Raw genomic sequence first — 21,048 nt, 5'->3', positions numbered from 1 at the left:
CTATTTCTTATAATTAGTTGTTTGTTACCTCTGTAGTTACTTCTATATTCCCACGAGTAGAGTTAGAATACGGACATACTTGGTGTGCTTTGTCCGCAAGTTCTTTGGCTTGCTCAAGTGATACCCCAGGTACATTCACTTGTAAGGTTACAGCAAAGATAAAACCACCAGTATCAAGCTTTCCTATAGATACGTGTGCTGTTACAGTAGTTACCCCTGTGGTTACTTTAGCTTGCTTAATAACCAAGTTCAGTGCGGTATCAAAACAAGCTGCATACCCTGCTGCAAAGAGTTGCTCTGGATTGGTATAATCATCATTAGCTCCTCCTAAGGCTTTAGGAGAGCGAAGTTCGAGGCTTAATACGCCATTGTCGGAAGTTACTTTTCTATTAGGGGCTCCGGTAGCGGTAGCCACTGCTGTGTACATTGCTGTCATCTGTCTTCTTTTTTATTTATGATTTAATAATTTGTTTACTAATGTCCTAAGAGTCTCTAATTCTTCAGCGGTAAGTGCTATTGACTCTTTCAATCGCGAAGGAATGTCTTTGATGGTTTCTTGTAGCTGTTGCCCCTTTTCGGTCAGTGCTATCCACATAATGCGTTCGTCCTTCTTGCAGCGGATACGAGTGAGCAATTCTTTGGCTTCCATTCGCTTAAGCAAAGGGGTAAGGGTACCACTGTCTAAGTAGAGCCTTTCTCCTATGGCATTCACCGTGAGAGAGCCTTCTTCTCTGAGCACTAAAAGTACCAAATACTGCGGATAGGTAAGGTCTAAGGGGGTAAGATATTTAGCATATTGCTGTGTAATCTTACGCGAAGCCGCATAGAGCGGAAAGCATACCTGAGCACTTAATTGTAAGTTTTCTTCTATCATCACTTCTTGATTTCGGGGGCAAAAGTATAATAAATATTTTAAACAACAAAATTTTTTACAAATAAATTTTGCACAATGTAATTTTATAATGAATTATTAGGTAGTTCAATAACTAAGAATCCCCCGTGTAGCAGGTACTACACGAGGGATTTTATGCGTTTATTTACTAATTTTCTCAGCCCAATCGAAGAGTTCTTCGAGGTCGTAATCACCACTATGAGGTTTATCCCAAGGGAGGGCATAATCTACAGCGTAGCGGTGATTTTGGAGTGTAGTAGCAAGAATTAAGGATATAGCTGCTGAGGTATCACTGTCCTTAGCCCCGTGGCGTATGCGCCAATATTTTGGCAAATGAGCATTCTTTTTACCTATAAAACTCATTGGGTTCATCAGTTTTACGATATTGGCATCTGCCATTTGGCTCTCTACAATACTGTTCTTAAAAGCATAAGGGGTGAAATGCTTTTTATCGGTGGTGCTATCGCCAAAGAGTTGGTTCTCTCCTGTGCTTAGGTCGAGGGCATCGAAGGCTGGAGGACTTTTGTGTCGCTCCATATAAGTGATGTAGCCTTCCCAATTGATAGCCGTAACTTTACCGTTTTTAAGGGTAAGGAAAGAATATTGACTAAGATCAGTACCTTCTTTTTGTGCTTTTTCAGCAGCAGCTATAATCGTTTGTTTTAGTAGTTCTTTAAAGCTACCTTCGCCTTTGGAGTTTAGAGTAAGCTGTTTGCCTTTACTGTCTTTTAGCTTTAGACTATTGAGGTAAGCGGGGAAGTCTTTTCTAAGGTCAGCAGAAACTTTAGCTTGCTCAGCGGTAAAAGTCCCTGTCTTATAAGTGCGTTGTACGTTGTAATCAAGCATAGAAACCTCCATCGTTTTATACTGACTAAGGTTACCAAACTGCCATTCATAGGCTTTATCGGCGTTCTCTAAGTTGGTAATAGGGCAGTAGGCTGATACGGCAAAAATAGCATCGGTAGCAGGGGCAGCACCTAATTCCTTTAAGTAAGGCTCGTAATCGGCTTGGTCGCCCGAAGCTCCTAAAAGGGCAGATGAGGCGCCTCCTGCACTCGTACCATTAGAAATGATTTTATTGGCATCGCCTGGTATTTCTTTATCGTTGTATTTGAGGTAACGCACGGCAGCTTTTAGGTCTACAATCACAGCGGGGGCTTTGCCGGTAGCCGAGGTACGCCCGCGCGCACCAGGTGAGGCAACCACAAAACCTTTGCTAAGAGCCATAATAAGCGAATTATTTGTGTCTTTAAACTTACCTCCGGTAAGCGAAAGAGGCTTGGCAGGCATATAGCCTCCTACACCATTAGGAAAGAAGATAGGGGCAGTTTGAGCGTTAAAGCCGTTGATTGTTTCGCCATTGAAGTAGGCTTCAGGAATGTAGATATTGAGTTGTTGGTATTGTTCTTCTACTGGATTGGCTACATATACAATTCCTTCATAGGCACGTACTGCAAGAGTCTGGTTACCTTGTGTTACTTGCTGGGTAGTGTATTTAGTAGCATCAAAGCGGAGAGGTGATTTTTGCAGTTCTTTTAAGATTGCTTCGCCTACACTCTTAGCTGATTGCGGGTTTTGCCCTGTAATTACGCGATTATCTACGCTCACTTTGTCTTGCCACAAGCCCGCTTTATCAATGATAGCCCCGCGCTCTTTGAGCTTGTTTTCTAACGAATAAGGCACTACTTGGCTGAGTTTTACAGCCTCTTCTTCTTCATTGGTGAAAGGACTCAAAGTTTTGCCACTTACTAAATATTTGCCGTTAGAGAGCTTAATATTCACTAAACCCGATGGCCCGTGGCACACTGCAGCTACTACACCTCCTTTTTCGTAAATCTGTTGGGCTATTTTGGCAAGGGCTTCACTGCTGGCAAAATCCCACATTGTGCCGTGTCCTCCTGCATAAAAGATAGCGGCATAGTCCTTAGCTTTTACCTGCGAAGGGGCAAGGGTATGAGCTAATTGTTTTTGATAGTCGGTACTTTCCCAATATTTTTTATTGATAGGGTCGTCTAACTTCACACCATAGGCAGTAGTGCTACCACCTTTCGGACTTACAAAATCGACCTTATAGCCAGCCTCAGTAAGCACTTCTAAGGGGTGAGTCACTTCCGATAGAAAATAGCCTGTAGTTTCACCTGTATTTCCCAGTTGGGTATGGTTTGTTACTACAAAAAGTACTTTTTTGTTCTGTGCTACCCCAGCTACACTGTAGATAAGGGTGAGCAATACTACTAATTTTTTCATTGTTTTTTCTTTTTAAAATTCGGGGCAAAGATACATCTAAAATATGTATATTGCTGAGAGGTATATCATTTTTTTTGGGATAAGGCAAAATACAAACGGCTAAGGGTTTCGCGTGACATGCCTAAATAAAATCAATAATACTAAAACTCCCAGTGGTGCCAGCTGCATAGGCTGTTTGCGCTACGGGGAGTTGTTTTATTGTGTGTTGTGCTATGACTCGTGCTACGACCTAATTTGCTTATTTTTCAATTGCTAATTTAATCAAATGTTGCATTGCGGTGTCTATCTTTTCTGCCGTAGCGAAGTTTTGCTTTATATGGTATTTTTCGGCGATAGCAGAGATTTTCTCGTAGCGTATGCGTACAATTTTTTCCTCCTTGTAGATGAGAATTTTCAAAGGAAGTTCAATAGCCAAGCGAGGGTTTTCTTGCATTAGAGCAGTACCTACTTTGGGGTTGCCCACTATAAGTACAGTCGCGGGCTGCATATTTTCGCCTACTGCCTCGGCTGCCTTGTGGTGTTCGATAGTAGCAAAAATGGTAATCCCTTTGCTGTTCAGTGTTTTCTGAAGTGCTGCTACAGTCTCTTCAAAAGCCAATGGACTCTCAAAATCAGCATAAGGTTTTATCATATCTGTACAGCTAATAATAGGTTGTGCCGCAGCTAAGAATGGGAATAATAAGAAGATAATTAAGTGTTTCATATAGTTTATTATAAATGTTTTGCAAAGAAAGTAAGGGTAAGTTCATTTAGTTTGTGGTGGGTCTGCTCAATAGGGTTTTTGCCACTAAATCCCAAAAGATGAGGAAAAGGCACCCACAAAGGCGCATCGGTAAAATCTACGTGGAAGATATCAGGGATTTGTACAAATTCACTTTCGGCTGTGTTTTTGCATAGGTTTTCCATTGTGCTGAGGTGCTCTTGAATATCGCTTTCTGTCCACCCCCCTGAGCGTTCTCTTTCTGTGCGCATAGCTTCTGCCGGACGTGTGATCACCATTGTAGGAACACGCAAGCCCGTTTGTGCTATTTTTAGCGGAATCTGTGATTCCATAATCAAATTAGCCTTGATACGGGGGTCTTTCCACGAGGCTTCTGATACGATAATTCCTCCGAGGGAGACCCCAAAAGCTCCTAATTTATCCAAGTTGAGTTTATTGTAAAGAAGATTGTTAGGGTCGTTGGTATTCAGTGTGGTGAGGAAATCTATTACTTGCGATACATCTTTGGCGAAGTAGGCTATCAATCCCCCTTCAAAAGTTTTTCCATTATAACTCAGAAGAGGATTTTCTTCTGTTAAGCTCTCATTGAGCATAGGGTCGATGAGTGTTCGCGGCAGGCTTTTGAGCGTACTGCCATCGGGGAAAGTCACCAAGGCTACCGCTATCGGACAATCAATACCCACTACTATATAGCCTTGAGAGACCAACTCTTGTATCTGAAAAGTATTTATACATCGGTGACCATAAAGTCCTGTGAGGTACAAAAGTACAGGATATTGCGCTTTTTCCTTGTTTACAGGAGCTTTTACTAAGGCATTCGAACGCTTGAATTGCAATGGATAAAGCAATGCCTTTGGGATGTGCAAAAGCTGTGAAATAGCCTCGCTCACCTTTGTAGCTTCAGGGATATAAGGGGCGTAATCAGGGTGAGAGGTATTTTCGGCAGGGTACCACACTTGTATGGGGATTTGTCTGGCTTGGTGTTTATCAGTGATGAAAATTTCTTCCCTATTAGGGTCGGTTACACAATAGGTTACTGTGCCAACAGCATACTTGCCTGTAGGTTTTGCAAAAAGGGTCGGGCGAAATATATAGTAAGCCCCTGCCACGAGCAAGAGCAATAGTATGGTGATAAGGATATACATCTTTTTCATTTTCATTTGCTAATACAGTGAGGAAATTGTAATCTTAAAGTATAAAAGTAATGAAGGATTAAAAATACTCTTTCATTGTTCTGATGTCTAGATAACCTTTTTTACCTTTCTTTACAATCTGATAGAAAGAGTGGGTTTGGGGTTCTATTTTTTCGTATATAACCTTTTTATGCTGGGGGTAGATTCCTATCTTATTATCTTTGTAGAAATAGATAAGTCCATCCTTATGTTGCTGAATATTATCGTAGATGATAGGGAGCTGTTCGTCTCCTATGAGATGTGCTGAAGCATATTTGCGTACATTGCGTTTAAAACTATTTTCTTCTTCATTTTCTTTATCCTCCTCTATTCCCTCAATATATAATTCTTTTTCTGAAATCTTTTGATAATTGTATTTGAACAGTCCGTATTTGTTCCCGCGTTGCACACGTATAAGCTCTGGGTGATGATAAATGTTATCGACAAAAAAGTCATTCTCATCCCATTCAAAATACCTACTACCATTAATGAAAGAAAGTGTTTCATCGGCACTTCTATCAGAAAGATAGTTTCGTTTTTCGGCTTCGAACTTTGAAGCAAAGCCTCCAAAACCATAAAGCATATAATGTGGGTTTTCTGATTTTTCAGGGTCTTTTTTCAATGAATAACGCGTTTCATATACTGTTCCGCAGAGTGAGTAACTGATTTTTGGAAATTTCTCGATACGTTCGCCTTCTATTGTGTAATATGCTGCTCCTTGCTTGTTAAGCATTTCAATGCCATCGCGGTAGAAATAAGCACTGCGCATCCCTTTGAACGATTTTTTTTGTAAGTAACTATCATAGAGAGTGAATTTGCTTCCTCTTCTGGCTATAACGCCAAATTTGTCATAATAGATTGTATCGTATCTGCCTGAAAGCACTTTTTCTTTATAGGTATTCATAAGCTCATAACGCTTGCCTTTGGGGCGAAGTATGAGATGCTCTTCTGGCTCATAATCTATAAAGTCATCTTTATAGGACGAAGGGAATTGAGTTGGCGCAAGCACCGTTGTCTCTCTGTCAGTTAAAAACAAGGTTTTATCTTTTAAGGGTACCATAAAACCCTCGATATTTCCTCCATCACTCAAGAGGTAAATGTTTCGCCCCTTTTTTAGATGGATAGTGTGTAGTGCATAATAGTCTGTTCTTTGATAAGGTTTTTCTTCTTCTGTGTCTATATCACATAACAAAACCAAGTGAGGGGTAAGTATCTTGACAATTGTTTGAGTATCCTCGTCATAGATAGGAGGAAGTGTGTTAAAGGTTTTGCCTACAAAATCGCTAGGGGTAGTGCGTTGTATATCTTTGAGGTAGATAATTTTGTTGTCGTCCTCTTTTATCTCGCTCAGGGTCTCTAAAATCTCCTCATTATAATCAACCAATTTGAGATCGTAGACTTCGGTATCGGTATCTAGATTTTCATCTTCTTGAGCATCAAATTCTAACTCTGAAAACTTGTCTTTCTGTTTTTGAGTATAAAAATAAAGTCCCCCATCAGAGTTATAAGCGAGGATATCGATATGACGGGTTGAAGTTTCTTTTTGTGCTTGCGCTAAAGAAGTGAGCAAGAGAGCAATGATAAGAGTGATATTTTTTAACATATCGTCCTAAGGTTTTTGTTGGCAAAGATAGTAATAATTAGTGAATTAGCAAATTAAAAACTCCCCGTGGAGTTATTTACTACACGGGGAGTTTTATTACAGCTTGTCGTGCTACGACTTAATCTGCTACTCGGCAAATTACTTTCTTATCGCCAAACTTCTCAGCGAGCCATTGTTGCAATCGCGCGGCATCTATTTCTTTAGTCACTTCTTTGCCCTTTATAGTATCTTTTTTCAGGGTGTAGAGCAGTACAGTAGCCGTTTGTAGAGAATCTTTATTAGACAAGAGGTTCAGCTTACCAAAATAAAAATCGTCTATGCTTGGGAATAATACCTGCATTTCTTTAGCAAAAGTAGCATCAGTAGGCTTGTATTTTTCCAGCTCGTCAGTTAGGTTCTTTATCATCACATCTTTACTAGAGAGCGACGACTTGTTTTTGTTGATTTCCGATAGTATTTCTTTATCAATTTCCGATTCTTTTTGTCTGATGATGAGTTTGGTATTATGTAATTTGAAGTTTTTGAGGTTACTTTGTAGTGTTTTTACTTCCTCATCGGTAAATTTCTTGTCTAAAAAAGCCAATTCAATGCTTTTAGGGTTCGTATTGTAGTGTATTTTCTTGTAAATAATGGTATAACCGTTGTTTTCGAACTCGGCAGTGATATAATGAGCTACATTCTCGTGGAATTCCTTCTCTTTCAAAAGACTATATGCCAAATACAAACTGGGGGTAACAATGAGGATGACCAATGTGGTGATAACAACGCGCAAACGCTTGTTAAGCGCTTCATTACCCGTGTTTTTAGGAGTGTATTTCAGGTATTTGATGATGAGGAAAGTAGCAATCCCAATGAAGAAACAGTTGATGCTATAGAGGTAGAAAGCCCCTAAAAAAAAACTAATATTGCCTGTTGCCAAACCAAAGCCTGCTGTACAAAGTGGAGGCATCAAAGCAGTAGCAATTGCCACCCCTGGGATAGGATTTCCTTTGTCTTGACGGGTGAGGGAGATAGCACCTACCAACCCACCCACAAAAGCGATGAACACATCGTAAATAGTAGGCGAGGTACGGGCTAAAAGCTCCGATTGCACATCCTTAAACGGACTGATATAGAAGTAGATAAACGATACTATAAGGCTCACTACCGTAGCGATAAGCAAACTGCGTCCTGTTTTTTTCAATAAGTCAAAATCGTAGGTAGCTAATGCAAAGCCTGCCCCCACAATAGGCCCCATAAGCGGAGAGATAAGCATCGCCCCGATAATGACTGCCGTAGAATTGACGTTTAGTCCGATAGATGCAATAACAATAGCACAAGCCAAAATCCATAGATTGGCACCGCGAAGAGAGATATTGCTAAGAATATCTTCTATTACTTTTTCTTTTTTTTCTTCGCCTTGGTGCAGATTAAGTAGGTTTTTCAAAAAACTCATAATGTTAAGTATTTATGATGTTAGTTTAAATATTAGGGGCAAAGATAGTAATAATTTGCTAATTAGCAAATTAGCTTTAATGGTAGTGTGTATATTTTCTTATATCTATTTTTTTTAGATTTGGCATTTCTTCCAAAAATGAAATCTTTCCATCAATAATTTTGGTTTGCTCCCAAATGTTAAGGGTGGTTAGATGTTCTAATTTTGATAATGGAATGATACTGTCTAAATTGCCTTGATTCCAAAGAGTTAGTTTTTCTAAGTTATTTTTTTGAGCAAGTGTAGCAATCAAGTTGTTAATTTTTTTGCAGGAACATATTTCAACATCTGTGAGTGTAGGCATACCTAAAATGAAATTAATATCTTCAATTTTAGGCAAATAAGCTATATATAAACCTTTTAGGTTGGTAAATTTCTTACAATCGGATAAATCTAGTATATGACTATTGGCAATGCTAAGACTTTCTAAAATATTATTTTTGTTATGTATGTCTAATTTTTTTGCTTTTTTAGGCTCTATGTGTAACTGTTTCAGTGTAGGGTGGTCAAAAAAACCGTCTATTTTAAGCGTGTCATCGGTAAAGAAATCAGTGAGGCTAACTATTTTTCTAATATCAAACGGATGGGCAAGAACCGCATTTTCTTCTATACTGATTTTTTTAATGTTACTTAAATGATAAAGAGGGGTCAAATCAGTTATTTTTGAACATTGAAGGGAAATTTCTTCAATCAAATCTATGTTCTCATTGAAGGGAAGAACAGATTTGTTATACCCTAAAAATCCTGAGAAAATAATGCGTGATAGCTTGTTTTCCTTCATAAAAGGTTCTAATTCTTCTATTTTGTCATTATTTTCAAAAACGACATAAGAGTTTTTAGAGTTTACAGGAAAATTCTTTATTTGCATACGAAAAACTTATTTTTTAATTCATTGCTGTAAGGGTAGGGGAGCTGTGAAATGTTTCTTTTTAGTATAAGGAATTAGATTTTTTCATTGTGTTGAAATATTTTGTAATTTCTTGTAGGGTGTTCTCTGGAAGGCTTTTATATTGAGAGCAAGAAATGATATTTTGATAGGATTCTAATAGATTTTCTTCACTTTTTAATTTGTTTATTACCAATATATTGATGGCATCATAAACATCCATATATTCATTTATATTGTTCTTTTTCCATAAAACATCTAATATCCCATCCAATGTTTTAAATTTCTCATCTAAATCAATGATTATTTCTAAGGCTTGTGGAAATGTATTTTTTGTTTTTTCCTCCAAATGTTCAATAGTTTCAATTGAAGAAAACCAACCTGTCATTTCGCGATAGTCATAACCATACAAGGTAAAGATATCTTTCCAATCGGTGATGATAAAGGTGGGTCGCAGAAATTTAAGCGCATTTTCTCCTTCTTCCATACGGATTTGATTTTCTATATCTATATGTAATTTTCCTGCTTTCAAATCTGTATACGAATATACAAGATGCAGGATATTACTGCGTTTAGAAAAAAGAAAACTAACCTCTGATAGATTGTTTTTTGTTTTGATGCTGTATTTGTTTTTCGCTTTATTAGGTTTATAACCATACTTTCTAAAATAGATCCATATTTAGAATATAAAACCTCCATAATTGCTTTTTCCTTATCCATTTTTTGATGTTTTTATGCCCTGTAACTCCACTACATAGCGGTTTAACATATAGAAGAATTGTTTAAAAATACTGACCAATCATCATCGGCATTGTCATAACCTATAATTTTTTCCTTGTACTTACTGCCAAAGATGTATTCCTTTACAAAAGTATCAAAATCAACATCAATCTCCTCAATACCTTCATAGCTATCGGCAGGGAAAATTACGTGTTGGGTATCTTTATCAAGGAAAAGAGGCTCATATAACAGCTGCCCAATCTCGCACCACGAAGATTGATTGGCGGGGACGCGATATTGGTTATCTAATAGTTCCTCTGTACTCCACAGAATGATATCGCCAAAAGAACCACCATTGCAAAGTTTTAAAAAAGCACAATGTGCAGGGGCTATGAGTTGTAACACCTCTGGGGAAATATTTTTAGCACCTTCGGGGATTTCGCCTATAAGTATGGCATCGGGTGATGAGGTCAAGCAATTTCTGTAATGGGTAATGATCGTTTCTAAGGTCATTTTCAATCAATTATTCTAACCAAACATTTGCGCATCATTGAAATTCTCACCGTCAAACTCTGAGGCGATAAGTGAGTGCCCCAAGAACATATCGTTGTCATCAAAGAAGACTTCTACGTCTTCGCTGTAAAACAACAGACTCTGCAAACTGAGGGCTTCTATAAATTCCTTTTTAGTAAGCTCAGGTTTATCAGGATCATCCTCATCGCCAAAACGCCAATTGTTATTGTAGAGGTCTAAATATTTCTCAGCAATACATTCTTTGGCTTTGAGCAATAGAGTGTTTATCTCACTGAGAAAGGTATTCATCTGCTGTTCTATCTTTTCAGTTTCGCCTTCATCTTCAAGGATGATATCCACACTTAATTCTTTTCCATTGATAACCACCGTACCATCATAAGAAGTAGGGTCATCAGTGTGCTGTGTAAAATCTTTAATTTTGTACTGTTTCATAAGTTTGTTTAAAATAATTGCGAAATTAAAATGAAATATTAAGCCCTACTTCTACTATGTTGTAGTCTTTTCTCACCGGTACAATAGGAGCGGTGTCATAAATAAGTCGGTAAATACCGCGTATGCCTACCGTAGGAGTAATGTCGTATTTTAGATCAATAGCCCCACCATAGCGTGGTTTTTTGAAAGTGCTATCAGGTTTGGTTTGATAAATCACAGTGGTAATAAGTTCCCATTTTTCAGCTAATTGAAGTCTGTAGCTAAGTGATAAATGGGTTTTGATACTACGGCTATAAGCATAAGTAGCTACAATATTATCAGGAGCAGGATATTGCCACTTTTCATACTCAAAGAATAGACACATAGCAGCAAACATCAGAGAAGTATCGGTATTGAGCAAGCGATAACGCGATTGTAACCCTGTAGAAACTTTATGTTTCATTCCTCTACTCTCTGCCCATTGTGCTTCTATATAAGGATATACCTCAAAAGTAGGACGTAACAAATAGCGGTATTCAGCATGCACATATCCCCCACTTACAAGCACTTTATTGCCATAGGTAGCAAACTCAAATTTATTGATGATATTGATAACCTTATTATGATTTATCAGTAGGTTTAGATTAGCCGTGTTTATAAAAGTAAGGACGTTTTCCTTTTCAGTTTTAAAATTTAAGACAGGTAAAATCATTCCTTGTAAGGTTTTAGTACTATCAATCTTCATCGTGAGATTTTCCGAAAAAAGCATCTGTGAGTAGGCAGAAGCCGAAGATAATAGTGTTAATAACACATAAAGTAATTTTCTCATTGTCTTAAGGTTTTCTTTTTCAAGGGGCAAAAGTAAGAATAATTAGTAAATTAGCAAGTTAGCTAATAAAAAATCCCCGTGAGGTATCACCGCACGAGGATTTTTTTAGTTTTTAAGAGGTTAGCATAAAAACATCCAACCAATGCCAAACTTATCTGTAAAACTGCTGTTCTCCATTGAGATTTGTAGTGAGAGCTTCGGTCATAAAGTCAAAAAAAGGACGCATAGCTAATAATCCTTGAATCGCTTTCTCAGCAAAGTTATTTGATGTAGCTTCTTCTAAAGAGTAATCGTGCTTGAGAAGGAATTGCTTTTTACGCAGATAGTCTATCATTGGATCGTCTTTCTGAAAACTTTTAGGGGCTGTTTTGAGTTCTTCTCCCCATAATTGTCCGCCAAATTCTTTTTGTATGCCCTCATTCTTCATTACTGCCCTAAATTTCTCAGCGTTAAATGATATCTCCTGACGGATACGTAATAATTCATCTTTATTGGGTTCAAAAAAACCACCTCCTATAAAAGTCTCTTGGGGACTAACACATACATAATATCCGCCGAGATAGTGGGGTTCTTTGCGCTGTATATAACATCCAAAGTGTGTTTTATAAGGTGTTTTGTCATTAGAAAAACGCAAATCACGATGAATGCGATATATTTTTAGTGAAGACAAAGTGTCATTCTCAGTAAGTATAGAATAAATATGCTTAAAAAGTGTAGTGGCTTCCAATTTAGCCGATTCGTATTGAGCTTTATGAGCGTCAAACCATTCTTTATTGTTGTTTTCTGTAAGTTCTGTAAGGAAATCAAACATATATTATTGAAAATTACTTGTTTTTATTCTTTTTCTTTGAACTCTTTGCTTTGCTGTTGAACTCTAAACAGAGTTGTAACCAAAAATCAAAGTCTTCTTTTTGGTTGTACCCCGTAGGGTCTACATAGCAATAGCCAGAGAGCTCTTTGCCTCTCATTACTACTGGCGAGAAGCCTTGTCTTTCGGCAATTTCTTCTGTCTGCTTAGGGTCAAACCTACACATTAGGCAATCCTCTCCTATGTTGATGCACATCTTGTCATTCACTAAGAAAGCCAAACCGCCAAACATCGCCTTTTCTTCCACCGTGATATGAGGAATTTTAGCTAAATATTCGCGGACTCTATTTGCAAGTGTTATACTATAAGCCATATATTAAATTTTTGAGCTAAAATAGTTTAAAGCTACTACAGTTCCCAAATGTCTCGATTCGTGCATATTGTTTACATACATAGCTTCTTCTATAGTATCAATAGAAAATAAACCTACCTTAACCGTTGGGAACTCATTGAATAGCCTTCCTTGATAATCTTCTTGTAATTGATTTGCCGTACTGAGTAACAATTCCTTTACTTGGTAGATTTCTTCCTTTGAAGGTGTAATCTTTTGAGGAAAGGTACCACGATTGTATTTCTCTAAAAAATCAGTGCTGATTAGCAGTTTATTTCCACTGAGCTGATAACATAAGAATTGCTGTACAGCAATACAATGTGCTATATTCCAAAAGATATTATTAGAAAAACCTGTTGGGATATAACCTAATTGTTCAGGAGTAAGATTATCTAAGTAAGTCAATAGGTTTTTGCGAATGGATAAAAGAAAATCAAAGTGTTTTGTTTTTGTCATTTTTAAATGTTTTTTAGAAATCGGGGGCAAAAGTACTGCCTTCAAACAAAAAAAATCTTGCCATAAGACAAGATTTTTAAGTTTTCAATGATGAATGTTTATCCCCAGAAATCATCTTCGGCTGTTGGGTTGTCCAAAAATAACCAAACGCCTGTTATATGGCGTTTTTATTCATCGTTGAGTTCTTTTTGTATTTTCTTTGGAAGAGCTAATACAACTAAATCATACGAATCTTTTATCCATTCTTGAAACTGTTTGTCAGTAATTTTCCCTTTGGTTTTTACACTGTTCCAATGTTTCTTATTCATATAATATCCTTCAATTACTTCGTTATATTGTTCTCGTAACTGAATAGCTTTATCAGGATCACATTTTAAATTAACAAACTCATAAGTATTTATGTCGGTGGCACAAAACATTTTCCCTTTTACGGAAAACACAAGCGTTTTATCGTCAAAAGGCATAGATTCTTCTGCGCCTTTTAATGATAAACAAAAATTTCTCAATTCTTCAATATTCATTATTGTTCAGCTTTTTCGGCAAATCCGAGAATGTATCCATTAATGTCTTTTAGGTAAAACTCCTTCATTCCGTACCAAGTTGTTTTTAATTCGGTTATTTCTAACTTTTTCGCTTTCATTTGTTGATGAAATTCGTCTATTCCCTCAATATCCATATAAAAAAGAAACGGAAGCTCCGATTGGCAAACCTGTTGCAAAAACAACATCTTCCTTAAATGTATCGGTACGTTGAAAGAAAATTTCAACATTATCTTTTTGCATCATAGCATAAACATATTCTTTACCTTCGGTAAAACTTTGTTCAATTCCGTCTTGAGTTGCAGGAACAGTCATAATCAATTTGAACCCGAAGTTTTTTTCATAATAAGCAACCGATTTTTTCACATCCGTTACTTCAAAATTTGGGGTAAGTTTTGTAATCTTCATAATAAATCTTTTAAATTTAAAATGCAAAATTACTCGTTGCGCTTGGTTGCTAATTGTAAAAATCGGACATTCTCGTTTTTTGACAACTCTCTCGGTGTTTTTTCCGTATATTTTTTTATTTCTTTAATGAAATGAGCTTGGTCAAAATAGTTTTCACTTGGATAAAGAATTCCTTTCGAGATGTCTTTATATGAAGCATTACAGCGAACAATGTTTAAAAATAGCTTCAATGAAAACCCAAACATCTGATTAAAATACCGATTTATCTGTCGGCTGCTCCAAAACACACTTTTTGAAAGTTCTTCAACAGATAAATTTTGCCTTTGGTAAACTAATTCAAAAAGTTTGAGTTTTCTGTTGTCTATTTCCTTAAAATGTTTGATTGAATTTTCCAAATAATTCGAGATTTCTGAAACAAATATTTCAAAGTCATTGGTTTGATAACTTGATATGTTCCAGAATGTATCGTGTAAAATTATGTTTGTGTTCAGAATAGATTTTATTTCTCGCTGAAATATATATTCAGCTGCCAAAAGTTTGAACCGAATGCCAAAAAGTTTAGTTGATTTCGGTATCACTACATTAATAGGCATTATCCAAACCCCAGTTAGTTTTATTTGTTTAAATGAATTGTTTTCAAATTCTACAATAAGGTCGAAGTATCCATCTGGAATAATCGTATGTTCAAATTCTGTACTAAAGGTTTCATATTCCCAAAAACTTTGAATAAAGTTCGTCAAGAACCCAATGGGTTTTATTTCTCTGTATTTCATTTTTTATAATTCAATCAGGGTACAAAATTAGCGGAAAGCCTCTACTGGTAATTTTTAAAACGACAAGATTTTCTCAACAAACCTCCTTTCGTATTCTGCTTAGCGAAGTATCTGTGATGCCTAAATAAGTGGCTATATGTTTTAAGGGAGCGTGCTTTATAGCACTGGGTTTTTCCTTAATAAACTGCATATAGCGCTCTTTGGCAGGGAGTGTAATCATTTCAAGAGAACGTTTCTTTGCCTCAAACAATTTCTCTGTCATAAAGAGTCGCCCCCATTCGGAATATCCTTTCAAACTGTGATAGAGTTCTTGAAAATCCTCATAATCGATATGCCAGCCCTCACAATCGGTAAGGGCTTGGATATTTTCGGCAGAAGGTAAATGCTTAAAAAGAGAAAGTTCTTGCACGATAATTTCACCTTCACAAAAGAAGTCGGTAGTGATATCATTCCCTTCATAGTCATACACAAAGGCGCGAGCAACTCCTATCTGTAAAATGAGATAACCACGAGCTATTTCGTCTTTTCGCAAAATAAAATCGCCTTTGCGAAAAGCAATAGGCTGATGGGCTTTTTGTATCTGTTGCAGTTCTTGCGCCCCTATCAGAGGGTGTTTGTAGATGTTTTGAAATAAGTTATGTATCATTGTTGTTCTTCATATTTTATTACTCCTCCGGATACTTTATTTCATAAGACAAAACACATACGTTATTCTTCTTTTTTAAGCTGATTGAAACAATTCCTGAGGGCACTTCTTTTTCTATAATAACACTGTTTTTCTGTATTGTGTAACTTATATAGTGTTTATTATCATAGAAACTTTTTAGAGGTATTTTATTCAATAAGTTTTCTGAAGCATAAGGAAAATCAGTTAAAAAGCAATTGTATGCCTCTTGGAGGTTGCTAAAATTATATTCTTTTTCTACTTTCCAATAATTTCTATCATCACCAGGAATTCCTTCTATATGAAAGTTTTTACTTGCAGAATCATCTTTGTATTTCTTTTTAAAATAGAAGAAATAGCCTCGGTCACGGAAAATAATAGTACTGTCATTGAGACACAATGTATTAAAAATATTATCACACTGCAAATCATCATCAATCCCTTTGATAATACTAATACTATCTTGTTTAGGTTTTAAAAATATTATGTAACTATCCTCCTCATTATCCTTTTTTAATTTTGTGGGGTATTTATACTGAAAAAAGTGTTTAGCACATTGGTTAGAAAGTATTAAAGAGTCTTTTTTGAGTGAAAATTGGGCAAAATGAGAAAATTGCTTAGCATAGTTCTCACTAAATTTTTCATTGTCATTTCCAGCATCTTTAATGTATTTAAAACATTCCCATTTCCCCTCATATCTTTTATCCACTAAATTCTTCTTTATCTTGGTATGGTTACTACTTTCAGATTCCGATATAATTTTGTTTTCATTACTCTCTTTACATATTTTTTCAATCTTATCCGCAGTAAGTAAATTTTTGTCGAAACTTAGAATAATAGGATTTTCTATATCGTAAGTTATATTGTACAGTTTTTTTTCCTTCACACAAAGCAATAACCAAGCAATGGTGTTTTCAACCACTTGTTTGGTATTAGGTTCATTCTCATCAGTAATATCCATATCAAAAAACACTTTGATAAATATACTATCTCCCGAAATGCGATCTATTCTTGTGAAAGCTTTGGGGTAATGTTTCCAATCTAAAGAGCTCGATTGTACGATTTTTGAAATAATCCCTTCACAATCTAATTCTTCCTCTTGTTTGTTTTGATTGTTATTACTTTGATTATTAATAAAATCACAAGAGACAAGTACTCCTATAAGGAAGAAAAGATAAATTATTTTTCTAATCATTTTAATTATCATTTAAACGATTCCTTTTTCAATGTAGCACAAAGTTTGCCTTGTACAGCCTTGCGTATTTGGACAAATTGCTGAGGGGCTAACTTTAAGATGGCGTAGAGTAGCTTGCGGTGAAAAGAATAATGATGGTTATACGCCATATAAGGCAGGTAGAGGTTGAAAGCCTTCTGTAAAGTAGCAACGTTCGAGGTATTACCATAAGATTCAATGATATCCACAAGATCTTCGTGACTGTGATGCCAATCTTCCAAAAGCAACTTTTCGTATTGTGACAACAGCTTTTTATCCTCACCCAATGCTCCTGCAAGAATGATAGCACACTCTATACGGCTGGCATTTTTATGGGTAATGGCATCATTTAAATAAGCTTTGAGCAGATCTATAAGAGTAGCACCTTCAAGTAGTGGTTCTATATAATAAGGCAGGTCATACGTTCCTATTTCCTCATCTATAAGGCGATCAGTAAGGGTGTCGAGTTCGCTAAAGTTATATGACATATTAAGAAAGATTTTAATAGGTTTCAATTGTACGGGATTTTGTATTCCTTTTTATAAGTAATATACAAGTAATATACACTATATCTAACACAAAAATTATCAATCCTATGTATAATAAAAAGGTATTAGCTCCTCCAAGACGTTCACTGCCTATCATTCCAAATAATATAGTGGGAGCTAATGTACCTATACATTTAGATATACCTATAAGTATAGACTGGGAAGAAATTCTATTATTGTCTAATGCCCAACCAATAAATAGTATAGACATTAATAGATTTTGTAAAAAGGCAGAATAACTACTTCCCATTATTAAACCAAATTCTCTGATAAAGGCATATTGTACTACAAATGAAATAAACAATATCACGATTCCATTCAAATAAAAGTATTTTTGGACAACTATAGGGTAGTATAATTTTCCATATTTGAAATAAGTAATGAGTATAAAGGCATCACAAAATAACCATACAATATTAGCAATCATTTGGTCATTGATTCCAATTTCTTGATAACCAATTATAGTGCAAAGCAATTCCCAAGCAAAGTTTAAAGCTAATGCCCAAAAAGGAATAGCATAAGTTTTATTTCTAAAACCTATTCGGATAGCATCTACATAGACCACTGTCCAACAAATACCACTAAGGGCTACTAAAAATAATGTTGTATTCATGATGAAGTTATTCAAAAATGTTAAAAAATGAGTAATAATATTGTATTGAAAATCAGAAAGAAAACTACGCTCAATCCACTGTCGCCAAGTAGGTAATGCTTACTACTTGTTTCATTCTTCAATAATACTTACGACCCCTACTTCGGCACCAAAGAGAGCCAATACTTGATTTACTTTATCCAAACGCAAGGTTTTTTTACCCTGCTCCAGTTCGCGTACAAAGCGCAACCCAACTCCCGCTCGCATTGCCAACTCAGGCTGCGTAAGGCGTAACTGCTTACGTCTTTCCTTTACAAAAGAAGGAATACTAATTCTCAATGGTTAATTAAAATTCTCTCGCCTTGTCAAACCACTGCGTTATTTTCTCTTCCTCAATAGCAAAAGGTGCTACTTCTGCTAGCTGACATACAGCTTCGTAGGTGTCCTCTCGCTCAGTGGTTTCTATATTGGGCAACCCATTGATAACAGCGATAAGCCCCTCTAATAAGCTTCTAACTTCTTTTTCGTCTTTAGCTTTTTTTACTGCTTTTAGGGTTTCCTTATAGGCTTTCATTGCCTCTCTACCATTCTTGCCTTCCCACGAAGCAAAAGGAATGTTGAACTCTGTAGCAAACCAACTCTTAGGGTGCAAGTTAGAGACTGAAGCATATTCACCCAACCCTCGCGTTTTCTCCAATTCTTTCAGTTCTTTTCTCAGTACCTTACCTCTTACCTCTTCCACATTCCAGAAAATACAATAGCTGAAGTCTGCCCAAGTACTCAAAGGGGGTAATCCAGTCATATCAGGGCAATAACGCACCTCAATACCGCTAAGGTTTAATTTACCCAAAGCCTCCATATTACACATATTTCCATTCAATCTCACAGTCTTGAGTTTTTTGAACTGCAACAAGCTACTGCAGTCAAAGGGTTGTCCCCCTACCGGTGTATCTATATTGATAGTAGTAATGTCTTTTAGCGCTTCAAATTTAGGCAAGAACACAGGGGTATTATTCTTCTTTTCAGTACTGATATCAAACGAGATACTCTTCAAAGGAACTACCACTTCAAGCGTTATCTTATGCGGATTTCCTTCCAAACTAAGCCCCTTCAGCCACTTGTTACCGAGCTTAATATGAAGAGGATAATCATTATTGTCTACCGATAAATATTCAATCTTTGCTTTAGAGAAATCTACTGTTGCAGGAGCCATTAGAGTCCAGTCAAAGCTCTCCATTTCGCGCTGCTCAGTCCATTTTATAAAGCGGGTGTCATTCCCCATATAGTCCATCACACGAGGCCAGTTGCCTCCTGCAGGCACTTTAAAATCGTTGAAAACTTCCCATTGTATAGGGGTGTCAGCATCTACATAAGCATCTGCTTTCTCTCCCGAGGTCTTAGGGGCTATAGTAAAGCGTCCTTGTCCTGGCGTAATATTCACCTTGTGACTGTCCTTTCCTGTGAGAGACAGTGTAAATTTTCCGTAAGTTTTTGGCATTTGTTTATCTGTATTTAGGGTAATAATAAAGAAATAAAAGCAAAGGTAATACTTTCTAATAACAAAAACAAATAGATTCGTAATTCACAATGCTATTAGCATTTAAAATAATAGGTTTATTTTTTTTTGATAAATTACAGAAATAAACTCCACAATAGTAGAAAATATTAGAAGTTTTCTCATTAAAAAAGTTACTTTTGCGGATTGCCCCCTTCCTCTCGGAAAGTCCGCGAGAGCGGAGTATGTGAGGGAACGGGGGTAGGCATTTAAATCCAAATCTCCTGATAATTCACCATCAATAAAAATTTGTGGAGTTTTGATAATCAATTACTTTTGTAGTATGTTATGTAGGAAAGTCAGCGATAGCTGAGTATGTGCTGCAAACGTCCTTCCTACAAACAAAACATTTTAAACACCTTACGCTTTCTTACCTCTTACCTCTTATCTCTTATCTAAAAAAACAACTTTTTTGTGATATTTGTAACAAAATTAAAAACATATAACTCCTTATAATATAATTACTTCTACAAAAATTGAATATGTAATATATTGATAATCAATATATAATAAGTAATTACTACGTCTAACCCCTAACCCCTAACCCCTAACTCCTTCTTACCTCTTATCTTTCAGATAGTTTTGCAGTTTTAAAAAATAATTGTACTTTTGCACCCGCTTTGGATAATTAAAGCCTAAAACTCAAGTAAACAAATAAACAAATATATAGTATTGTAAATTATGCCAACAATTTCACAATTAGTACGAAAAGGAAGAACCAGAATTACCAAGAAGAGTAAATCGGTTGCTTTGGATTCGTGCCCACAACGCCGCGGTGTATGTACACGTGTGTACACCACTACGCCTAAAAAACCGAACTCTGCTATGCGTAAAGTAGCTCGTGTTCGTTTAACTAATGGCAATGAGGTGAACGCTTACATCCCAGGTGAAGGTCACAACCTCCAAGAGCACTCGATAGTATTGGTACGAGGCGGAAGGGTAAAAGATTTACCAGGTGTTAGATATCACATCGTGCGTGGTGCACTTGATACTGCCGGTGTTGCCGGTAGAACGCAACGTCGCTCTAAATACGGTGCTAAACGCCCTAAACCAGGACAAGCCGCTGCCGCACCAGCTAAAGGTAAGAAAAAGTAATTTAACACACAAAATCTTTTAACTGAAAAGAAATGAGAAAAAGACAGGCTAAAAAACGCCCCCTTTTACCGGATCCTAAGTTCAACGACCAATTGGTTACGCGCTTCGTGAATAACCTTATGTGGGACGGTAAAAAATCAGTGGCTTTTAAAGTATTCTACGACGCTATTGATATCGTAGAACAAAAGAAAAATAACGACGAAAAGTCGGCATTAGAAGTTTGGAAAGACGCTCTTAGCAACGTAATGCCTCACGTAGAAGTTCGCTCTCGCCGTGTAGGGGGTGCTACCTTCCAAATCCCTATGCAAATTCGCCCAGACCGTAAAGTCTCTATGGCTATGAAATGGCTCATCGGGTACGCTCGTAAACGTAACGAGAAATCTATGGCTCAGAAATTGGCTGCCGAAATTATTGCTGCCTCTAAAGAAGAAGGTGCTGCCGTGAAGAAAAAAATGGATACGCACCGTATGGCTGAAGCTAACAAAGCATTCTCACACTTTAGATTTTAATTAACACG

Annotated in this window: 27 protein-coding genes; 2 read left to right on the top strand and 25 right to left on the bottom strand. The window is 36.6% G+C overall.

Annotation, left to right across the window (positions count from 1 at the left end; genetic code table 11):
- Positions 1-13 precede the first annotated feature (13 nt).
- The 25 genes from DR017_RS07070 to DR017_RS06955 form a co-directional block, all read right to left on the bottom strand.
- Positions 14-436: an organic hydroperoxide resistance protein gene (locus DR017_RS07070; RefSeq protein ID WP_002679235.1), complete on the bottom strand. Its 423-nt coding sequence runs from the start codon at positions 434-436 to the stop codon at positions 14-16.
- A gap of 12 nt (positions 437-448) precedes the next feature.
- Positions 449-874 carry a MarR family winged helix-turn-helix transcriptional regulator gene (locus tag DR017_RS07065; RefSeq protein WP_002679416.1) on the bottom strand — a complete coding sequence of 142 codons (426 nt, stop codon included), beginning with the start codon at positions 872-874 and terminating at the stop codon, positions 449-451.
- Between the two features lie 159 nt (positions 875-1,033).
- Positions 1,034-3,139 carry a subtype B tannase gene (locus DR017_RS07060; RefSeq protein WP_002679530.1) on the bottom strand — a complete coding sequence of 702 codons (2,106 nt, stop codon included), beginning with the start codon at positions 3,137-3,139 and terminating at the stop codon, positions 1,034-1,036.
- A gap of 238 nt (positions 3,140-3,377) precedes the next feature.
- Positions 3,378-3,842, bottom strand: a complete 465-nt coding sequence (locus tag DR017_RS07055; RefSeq protein ID WP_002679332.1) for a DUF302 domain-containing protein — start codon at positions 3,840-3,842, stop codon at positions 3,378-3,380.
- A gap of 8 nt (positions 3,843-3,850) precedes the next feature.
- Entirely contained in the window at positions 3,851-5,020 is a 1,170-nt protein-coding gene (locus tag DR017_RS07050; RefSeq protein ID WP_040361211.1) for an alpha/beta hydrolase, read from the bottom strand.
- 52 nt (positions 5,021-5,072) lie between these two features.
- A complete protein-coding gene (locus DR017_RS07045) occupies positions 5,073-6,635 on the bottom strand; it encodes a hypothetical protein (protein WP_002679476.1) in 1,563 nt (520 codons plus the stop codon).
- Between the two features lie 118 nt (positions 6,636-6,753).
- Positions 6,754-8,070, bottom strand: coding sequence for a DUF389 domain-containing protein (locus DR017_RS07040; protein ID WP_002679510.1), 1,317 nt, complete (start codon positions 8,068-8,070; stop codon positions 6,754-6,756).
- A gap of 76 nt (positions 8,071-8,146) precedes the next feature.
- Positions 8,147-8,977 (bottom strand): leucine-rich repeat domain-containing protein, encoded by an 831-nt coding sequence (locus DR017_RS07035; RefSeq protein WP_002679257.1) that lies wholly within the window; start codon positions 8,975-8,977, stop codon positions 8,147-8,149.
- Positions 8,978-9,038: 61 nt separating this feature from the next.
- Positions 9,039-9,527: a hypothetical protein gene (locus tag DR017_RS07030; RefSeq protein ID WP_002679417.1), complete on the bottom strand. Its 489-nt coding sequence runs from the start codon at positions 9,525-9,527 to the stop codon at positions 9,039-9,041.
- 230 nt (positions 9,528-9,757) lie between these two features.
- A complete protein-coding gene (locus tag DR017_RS07025; protein WP_040361207.1) occupies positions 9,758-10,228 on the bottom strand; it encodes a hypothetical protein in 471 nt (156 codons plus the stop codon).
- Positions 10,229-10,243: 15 nt separating this feature from the next.
- Positions 10,244-10,681, bottom strand: coding sequence for a DUF2262 domain-containing protein (locus DR017_RS07020; protein WP_002679472.1), 438 nt, complete (start codon positions 10,679-10,681; stop codon positions 10,244-10,246).
- A gap of 25 nt (positions 10,682-10,706) precedes the next feature.
- A complete protein-coding gene (locus tag DR017_RS07015) occupies positions 10,707-11,489 on the bottom strand; it encodes a DUF481 domain-containing protein (RefSeq protein ID WP_040361205.1) in 783 nt (260 codons plus the stop codon).
- A 151-nt stretch (positions 11,490-11,640) separates the two neighbouring features.
- Positions 11,641-12,300, bottom strand: coding sequence for a DUF2461 domain-containing protein (locus tag DR017_RS07010; RefSeq protein ID WP_002679485.1), 660 nt, complete (start codon positions 12,298-12,300; stop codon positions 11,641-11,643).
- Positions 12,301-12,313: 13 nt separating this feature from the next.
- Positions 12,314-12,670, bottom strand: coding sequence for a TfoX/Sxy family protein (locus DR017_RS07005; protein WP_002679337.1), 357 nt, complete (start codon positions 12,668-12,670; stop codon positions 12,314-12,316).
- Between the two features lie 3 nt (positions 12,671-12,673).
- The gene (locus tag DR017_RS07000; protein ID WP_002679506.1) at positions 12,674-13,144 is read right to left on the bottom strand and encodes a DinB family protein; all 471 of its coding nucleotides are present in this window, start codon (positions 13,142-13,144) and stop codon (positions 12,674-12,676) included.
- A gap of 167 nt (positions 13,145-13,311) precedes the next feature.
- Positions 13,312-13,665 carry an MmcQ/YjbR family DNA-binding protein gene (locus tag DR017_RS06995; RefSeq protein WP_002679424.1) on the bottom strand — a complete coding sequence of 118 codons (354 nt, stop codon included), beginning with the start codon at positions 13,663-13,665 and terminating at the stop codon, positions 13,312-13,314.
- Positions 13,665-13,820 (bottom strand): VOC family protein, encoded by a 156-nt coding sequence (locus DR017_RS14320; protein WP_232501554.1) that lies wholly within the window; start codon positions 13,818-13,820, stop codon positions 13,665-13,667. The genes DR017_RS06995 and DR017_RS14320 overlap by 1 nt, the downstream gene beginning before the upstream one ends.
- On the bottom strand, positions 13,810-14,091 hold the full coding sequence (locus tag DR017_RS06990; protein WP_232501553.1) for a hypothetical protein: 282 nt from the start codon (positions 14,089-14,091) through the stop codon (positions 13,810-13,812). Before DR017_RS06990 ends, DR017_RS14320 begins: the two co-directional genes overlap by 11 nt.
- Positions 14,092-14,120: 29 nt before the next feature.
- A complete protein-coding gene (locus DR017_RS06985; protein WP_002679477.1) occupies positions 14,121-14,864 on the bottom strand; it encodes a helix-turn-helix domain-containing protein in 744 nt (247 codons plus the stop codon).
- Between the two features lie 73 nt (positions 14,865-14,937).
- On the bottom strand, positions 14,938-15,510 hold the full coding sequence (locus tag DR017_RS06980) for a Crp/Fnr family transcriptional regulator (protein ID WP_002679373.1): 573 nt from the start codon (positions 15,508-15,510) through the stop codon (positions 14,938-14,940).
- Between the two features lie 19 nt (positions 15,511-15,529).
- Positions 15,530-16,723 carry a hypothetical protein gene (locus DR017_RS06975; protein WP_002679369.1) on the bottom strand — a complete coding sequence of 398 codons (1,194 nt, stop codon included), beginning with the start codon at positions 16,721-16,723 and terminating at the stop codon, positions 15,530-15,532.
- 8 nt (positions 16,724-16,731) lie between these two features.
- Positions 16,732-17,229: a hypothetical protein gene (locus tag DR017_RS06970; RefSeq protein WP_002679313.1), complete on the bottom strand. Its 498-nt coding sequence runs from the start codon at positions 17,227-17,229 to the stop codon at positions 16,732-16,734.
- Between the two features lie 13 nt (positions 17,230-17,242).
- Positions 17,243-17,902, bottom strand: a complete 660-nt coding sequence (locus DR017_RS06965; protein WP_002679243.1) for a transmembrane-type terpene cyclase — start codon at positions 17,900-17,902, stop codon at positions 17,243-17,245.
- A gap of 111 nt (positions 17,903-18,013) precedes the next feature.
- Positions 18,014-18,214: a helix-turn-helix transcriptional regulator gene (locus tag DR017_RS06960; RefSeq protein ID WP_040361220.1), complete on the bottom strand. Its 201-nt coding sequence runs from the start codon at positions 18,212-18,214 to the stop codon at positions 18,014-18,016.
- 13 nt (positions 18,215-18,227) lie between these two features.
- On the bottom strand, positions 18,228-19,379 hold the full coding sequence (locus DR017_RS06955; RefSeq protein ID WP_002679280.1) for a hypothetical protein: 1,152 nt from the start codon (positions 19,377-19,379) through the stop codon (positions 18,228-18,230).
- A 738-nt stretch (positions 19,380-20,117) separates the two neighbouring features.
- Between DR017_RS06955 and rpsL the strand changes: the two genes are divergently transcribed.
- Together rpsL and rpsG are read left to right on the top strand one after the other, a co-directional pair.
- Positions 20,118-20,531: a 30S ribosomal protein S12 gene (rpsL, locus tag DR017_RS06950; RefSeq protein WP_002679283.1), complete on the top strand. Its 414-nt coding sequence runs from the start codon at positions 20,118-20,120 to the stop codon at positions 20,529-20,531.
- Between the two features lie 32 nt (positions 20,532-20,563).
- Positions 20,564-21,040, top strand: coding sequence for a 30S ribosomal protein S7 (gene rpsG / locus DR017_RS06945; protein WP_002679527.1), 477 nt, complete (start codon positions 20,564-20,566; stop codon positions 21,038-21,040).
- Positions 21,041-21,048 lie beyond the last annotated feature (8 nt).

It is taken from the genome of Capnocytophaga sputigena (assembly GCF_900446695.1).
Classification (GTDB): domain Bacteria; phylum Bacteroidota; class Bacteroidia; order Flavobacteriales; family Flavobacteriaceae; genus Capnocytophaga; species Capnocytophaga sputigena.
Note: the sequence above shows the minus strand (reverse complement) of the source record. Positions and strands in the feature narration are given on the sequence as shown.

Bases quoted from the DNA above. Each gene is read 5' to 3' on its own strand.
- DR017_RS14320 (WP_232501554.1), bottom strand. From the start codon at position 13,820: ATGGATATTGAGGGAATAGACGAATTTCATCAACAAATGAAAGCGAAA.
- DR017_RS07060 (WP_002679530.1), bottom strand. From the start codon at position 3,139: ATGAAAAAATTAGTAGTATTGCTCACCCTTATCTACAGTGTAGCTGGG.
- DR017_RS06975 (WP_002679369.1), bottom strand. From the start codon at position 16,723: ATGATTAGAAAAATAATTTATCTTTTCTTCCTTATAGGAGTACTTGTC.
- DR017_RS06970 (WP_002679313.1), bottom strand. From the start codon at position 17,229: ATGTCATATAACTTTAGCGAACTCGACACCCTTACTGATCGCCTTATA.
- DR017_RS07040 (WP_002679510.1), bottom strand. From the start codon at position 8,070: ATGAGTTTTTTGAAAAACCTACTTAATCTGCACCAAGGCGAAGAAAAA.
- DR017_RS07070 (WP_002679235.1), bottom strand. From the start codon at position 436: ATGACAGCAATGTACACAGCAGTGGCTACCGCTACCGGAGCCCCTAAT.
- DR017_RS06985 (WP_002679477.1), bottom strand. From the start codon at position 14,864: ATGAAATACAGAGAAATAAAACCCATTGGGTTCTTGACGAACTTTATT.
- DR017_RS07010 (WP_002679485.1), bottom strand. From the start codon at position 12,300: ATGTTTGATTTCCTTACAGAACTTACAGAAAACAACAATAAAGAATGG.
- rpsL (WP_002679283.1), top strand. From the start codon at position 20,118: ATGCCAACAATTTCACAATTAGTACGAAAAGGAAGAACCAGAATTACC.
- DR017_RS07055 (WP_002679332.1), bottom strand. From the start codon at position 3,842: ATGAAACACTTAATTATCTTCTTATTATTCCCATTCTTAGCTGCGGCA.
- rpsG (WP_002679527.1), top strand. From the start codon at position 20,564: ATGAGAAAAAGACAGGCTAAAAAACGCCCCCTTTTACCGGATCCTAAG.
- DR017_RS07050 (WP_040361211.1), bottom strand. From the start codon at position 5,020: ATGAAAATGAAAAAGATGTATATCCTTATCACCATACTATTGCTCTTG.
- DR017_RS06990 (WP_232501553.1), bottom strand. From the start codon at position 14,091: ATGAAGATTACAAAACTTACCCCAAATTTTGAAGTAACGGATGTGAAA.
- DR017_RS07025 (WP_040361207.1), bottom strand. From the start codon at position 10,228: ATGACCTTAGAAACGATCATTACCCATTACAGAAATTGCTTGACCTCA.
- DR017_RS07000 (WP_002679506.1), bottom strand. From the start codon at position 13,144: ATGACAAAAACAAAACACTTTGATTTTCTTTTATCCATTCGCAAAAAC.
- DR017_RS06995 (WP_002679424.1), bottom strand. From the start codon at position 13,665: ATGAATATTGAAGAATTGAGAAATTTTTGTTTATCATTAAAAGGCGCA.
- DR017_RS06980 (WP_002679373.1), bottom strand. From the start codon at position 15,510: ATGATACATAACTTATTTCAAAACATCTACAAACACCCTCTGATAGGG.
- DR017_RS06955 (WP_002679280.1), bottom strand. From the start codon at position 19,379: ATGCCAAAAACTTACGGAAAATTTACACTGTCTCTCACAGGAAAGGAC.
- DR017_RS07045 (WP_002679476.1), bottom strand. From the start codon at position 6,635: ATGTTAAAAAATATCACTCTTATCATTGCTCTCTTGCTCACTTCTTTA.
- DR017_RS07035 (WP_002679257.1), bottom strand. From the start codon at position 8,977: ATGCAAATAAAGAATTTTCCTGTAAACTCTAAAAACTCTTATGTCGTT.
- DR017_RS07020 (WP_002679472.1), bottom strand. From the start codon at position 10,681: ATGAAACAGTACAAAATTAAAGATTTTACACAGCACACTGATGACCCT.
- DR017_RS06965 (WP_002679243.1), bottom strand. From the start codon at position 17,902: ATGAATACAACATTATTTTTAGTAGCCCTTAGTGGTATTTGTTGGACA.
- DR017_RS07065 (WP_002679416.1), bottom strand. From the start codon at position 874: ATGATAGAAGAAAACTTACAATTAAGTGCTCAGGTATGCTTTCCGCTC.
- DR017_RS07005 (WP_002679337.1), bottom strand. From the start codon at position 12,670: ATGGCTTATAGTATAACACTTGCAAATAGAGTCCGCGAATATTTAGCT.
- DR017_RS07015 (WP_040361205.1), bottom strand. From the start codon at position 11,489: ATGAGAAAATTACTTTATGTGTTATTAACACTATTATCTTCGGCTTCT.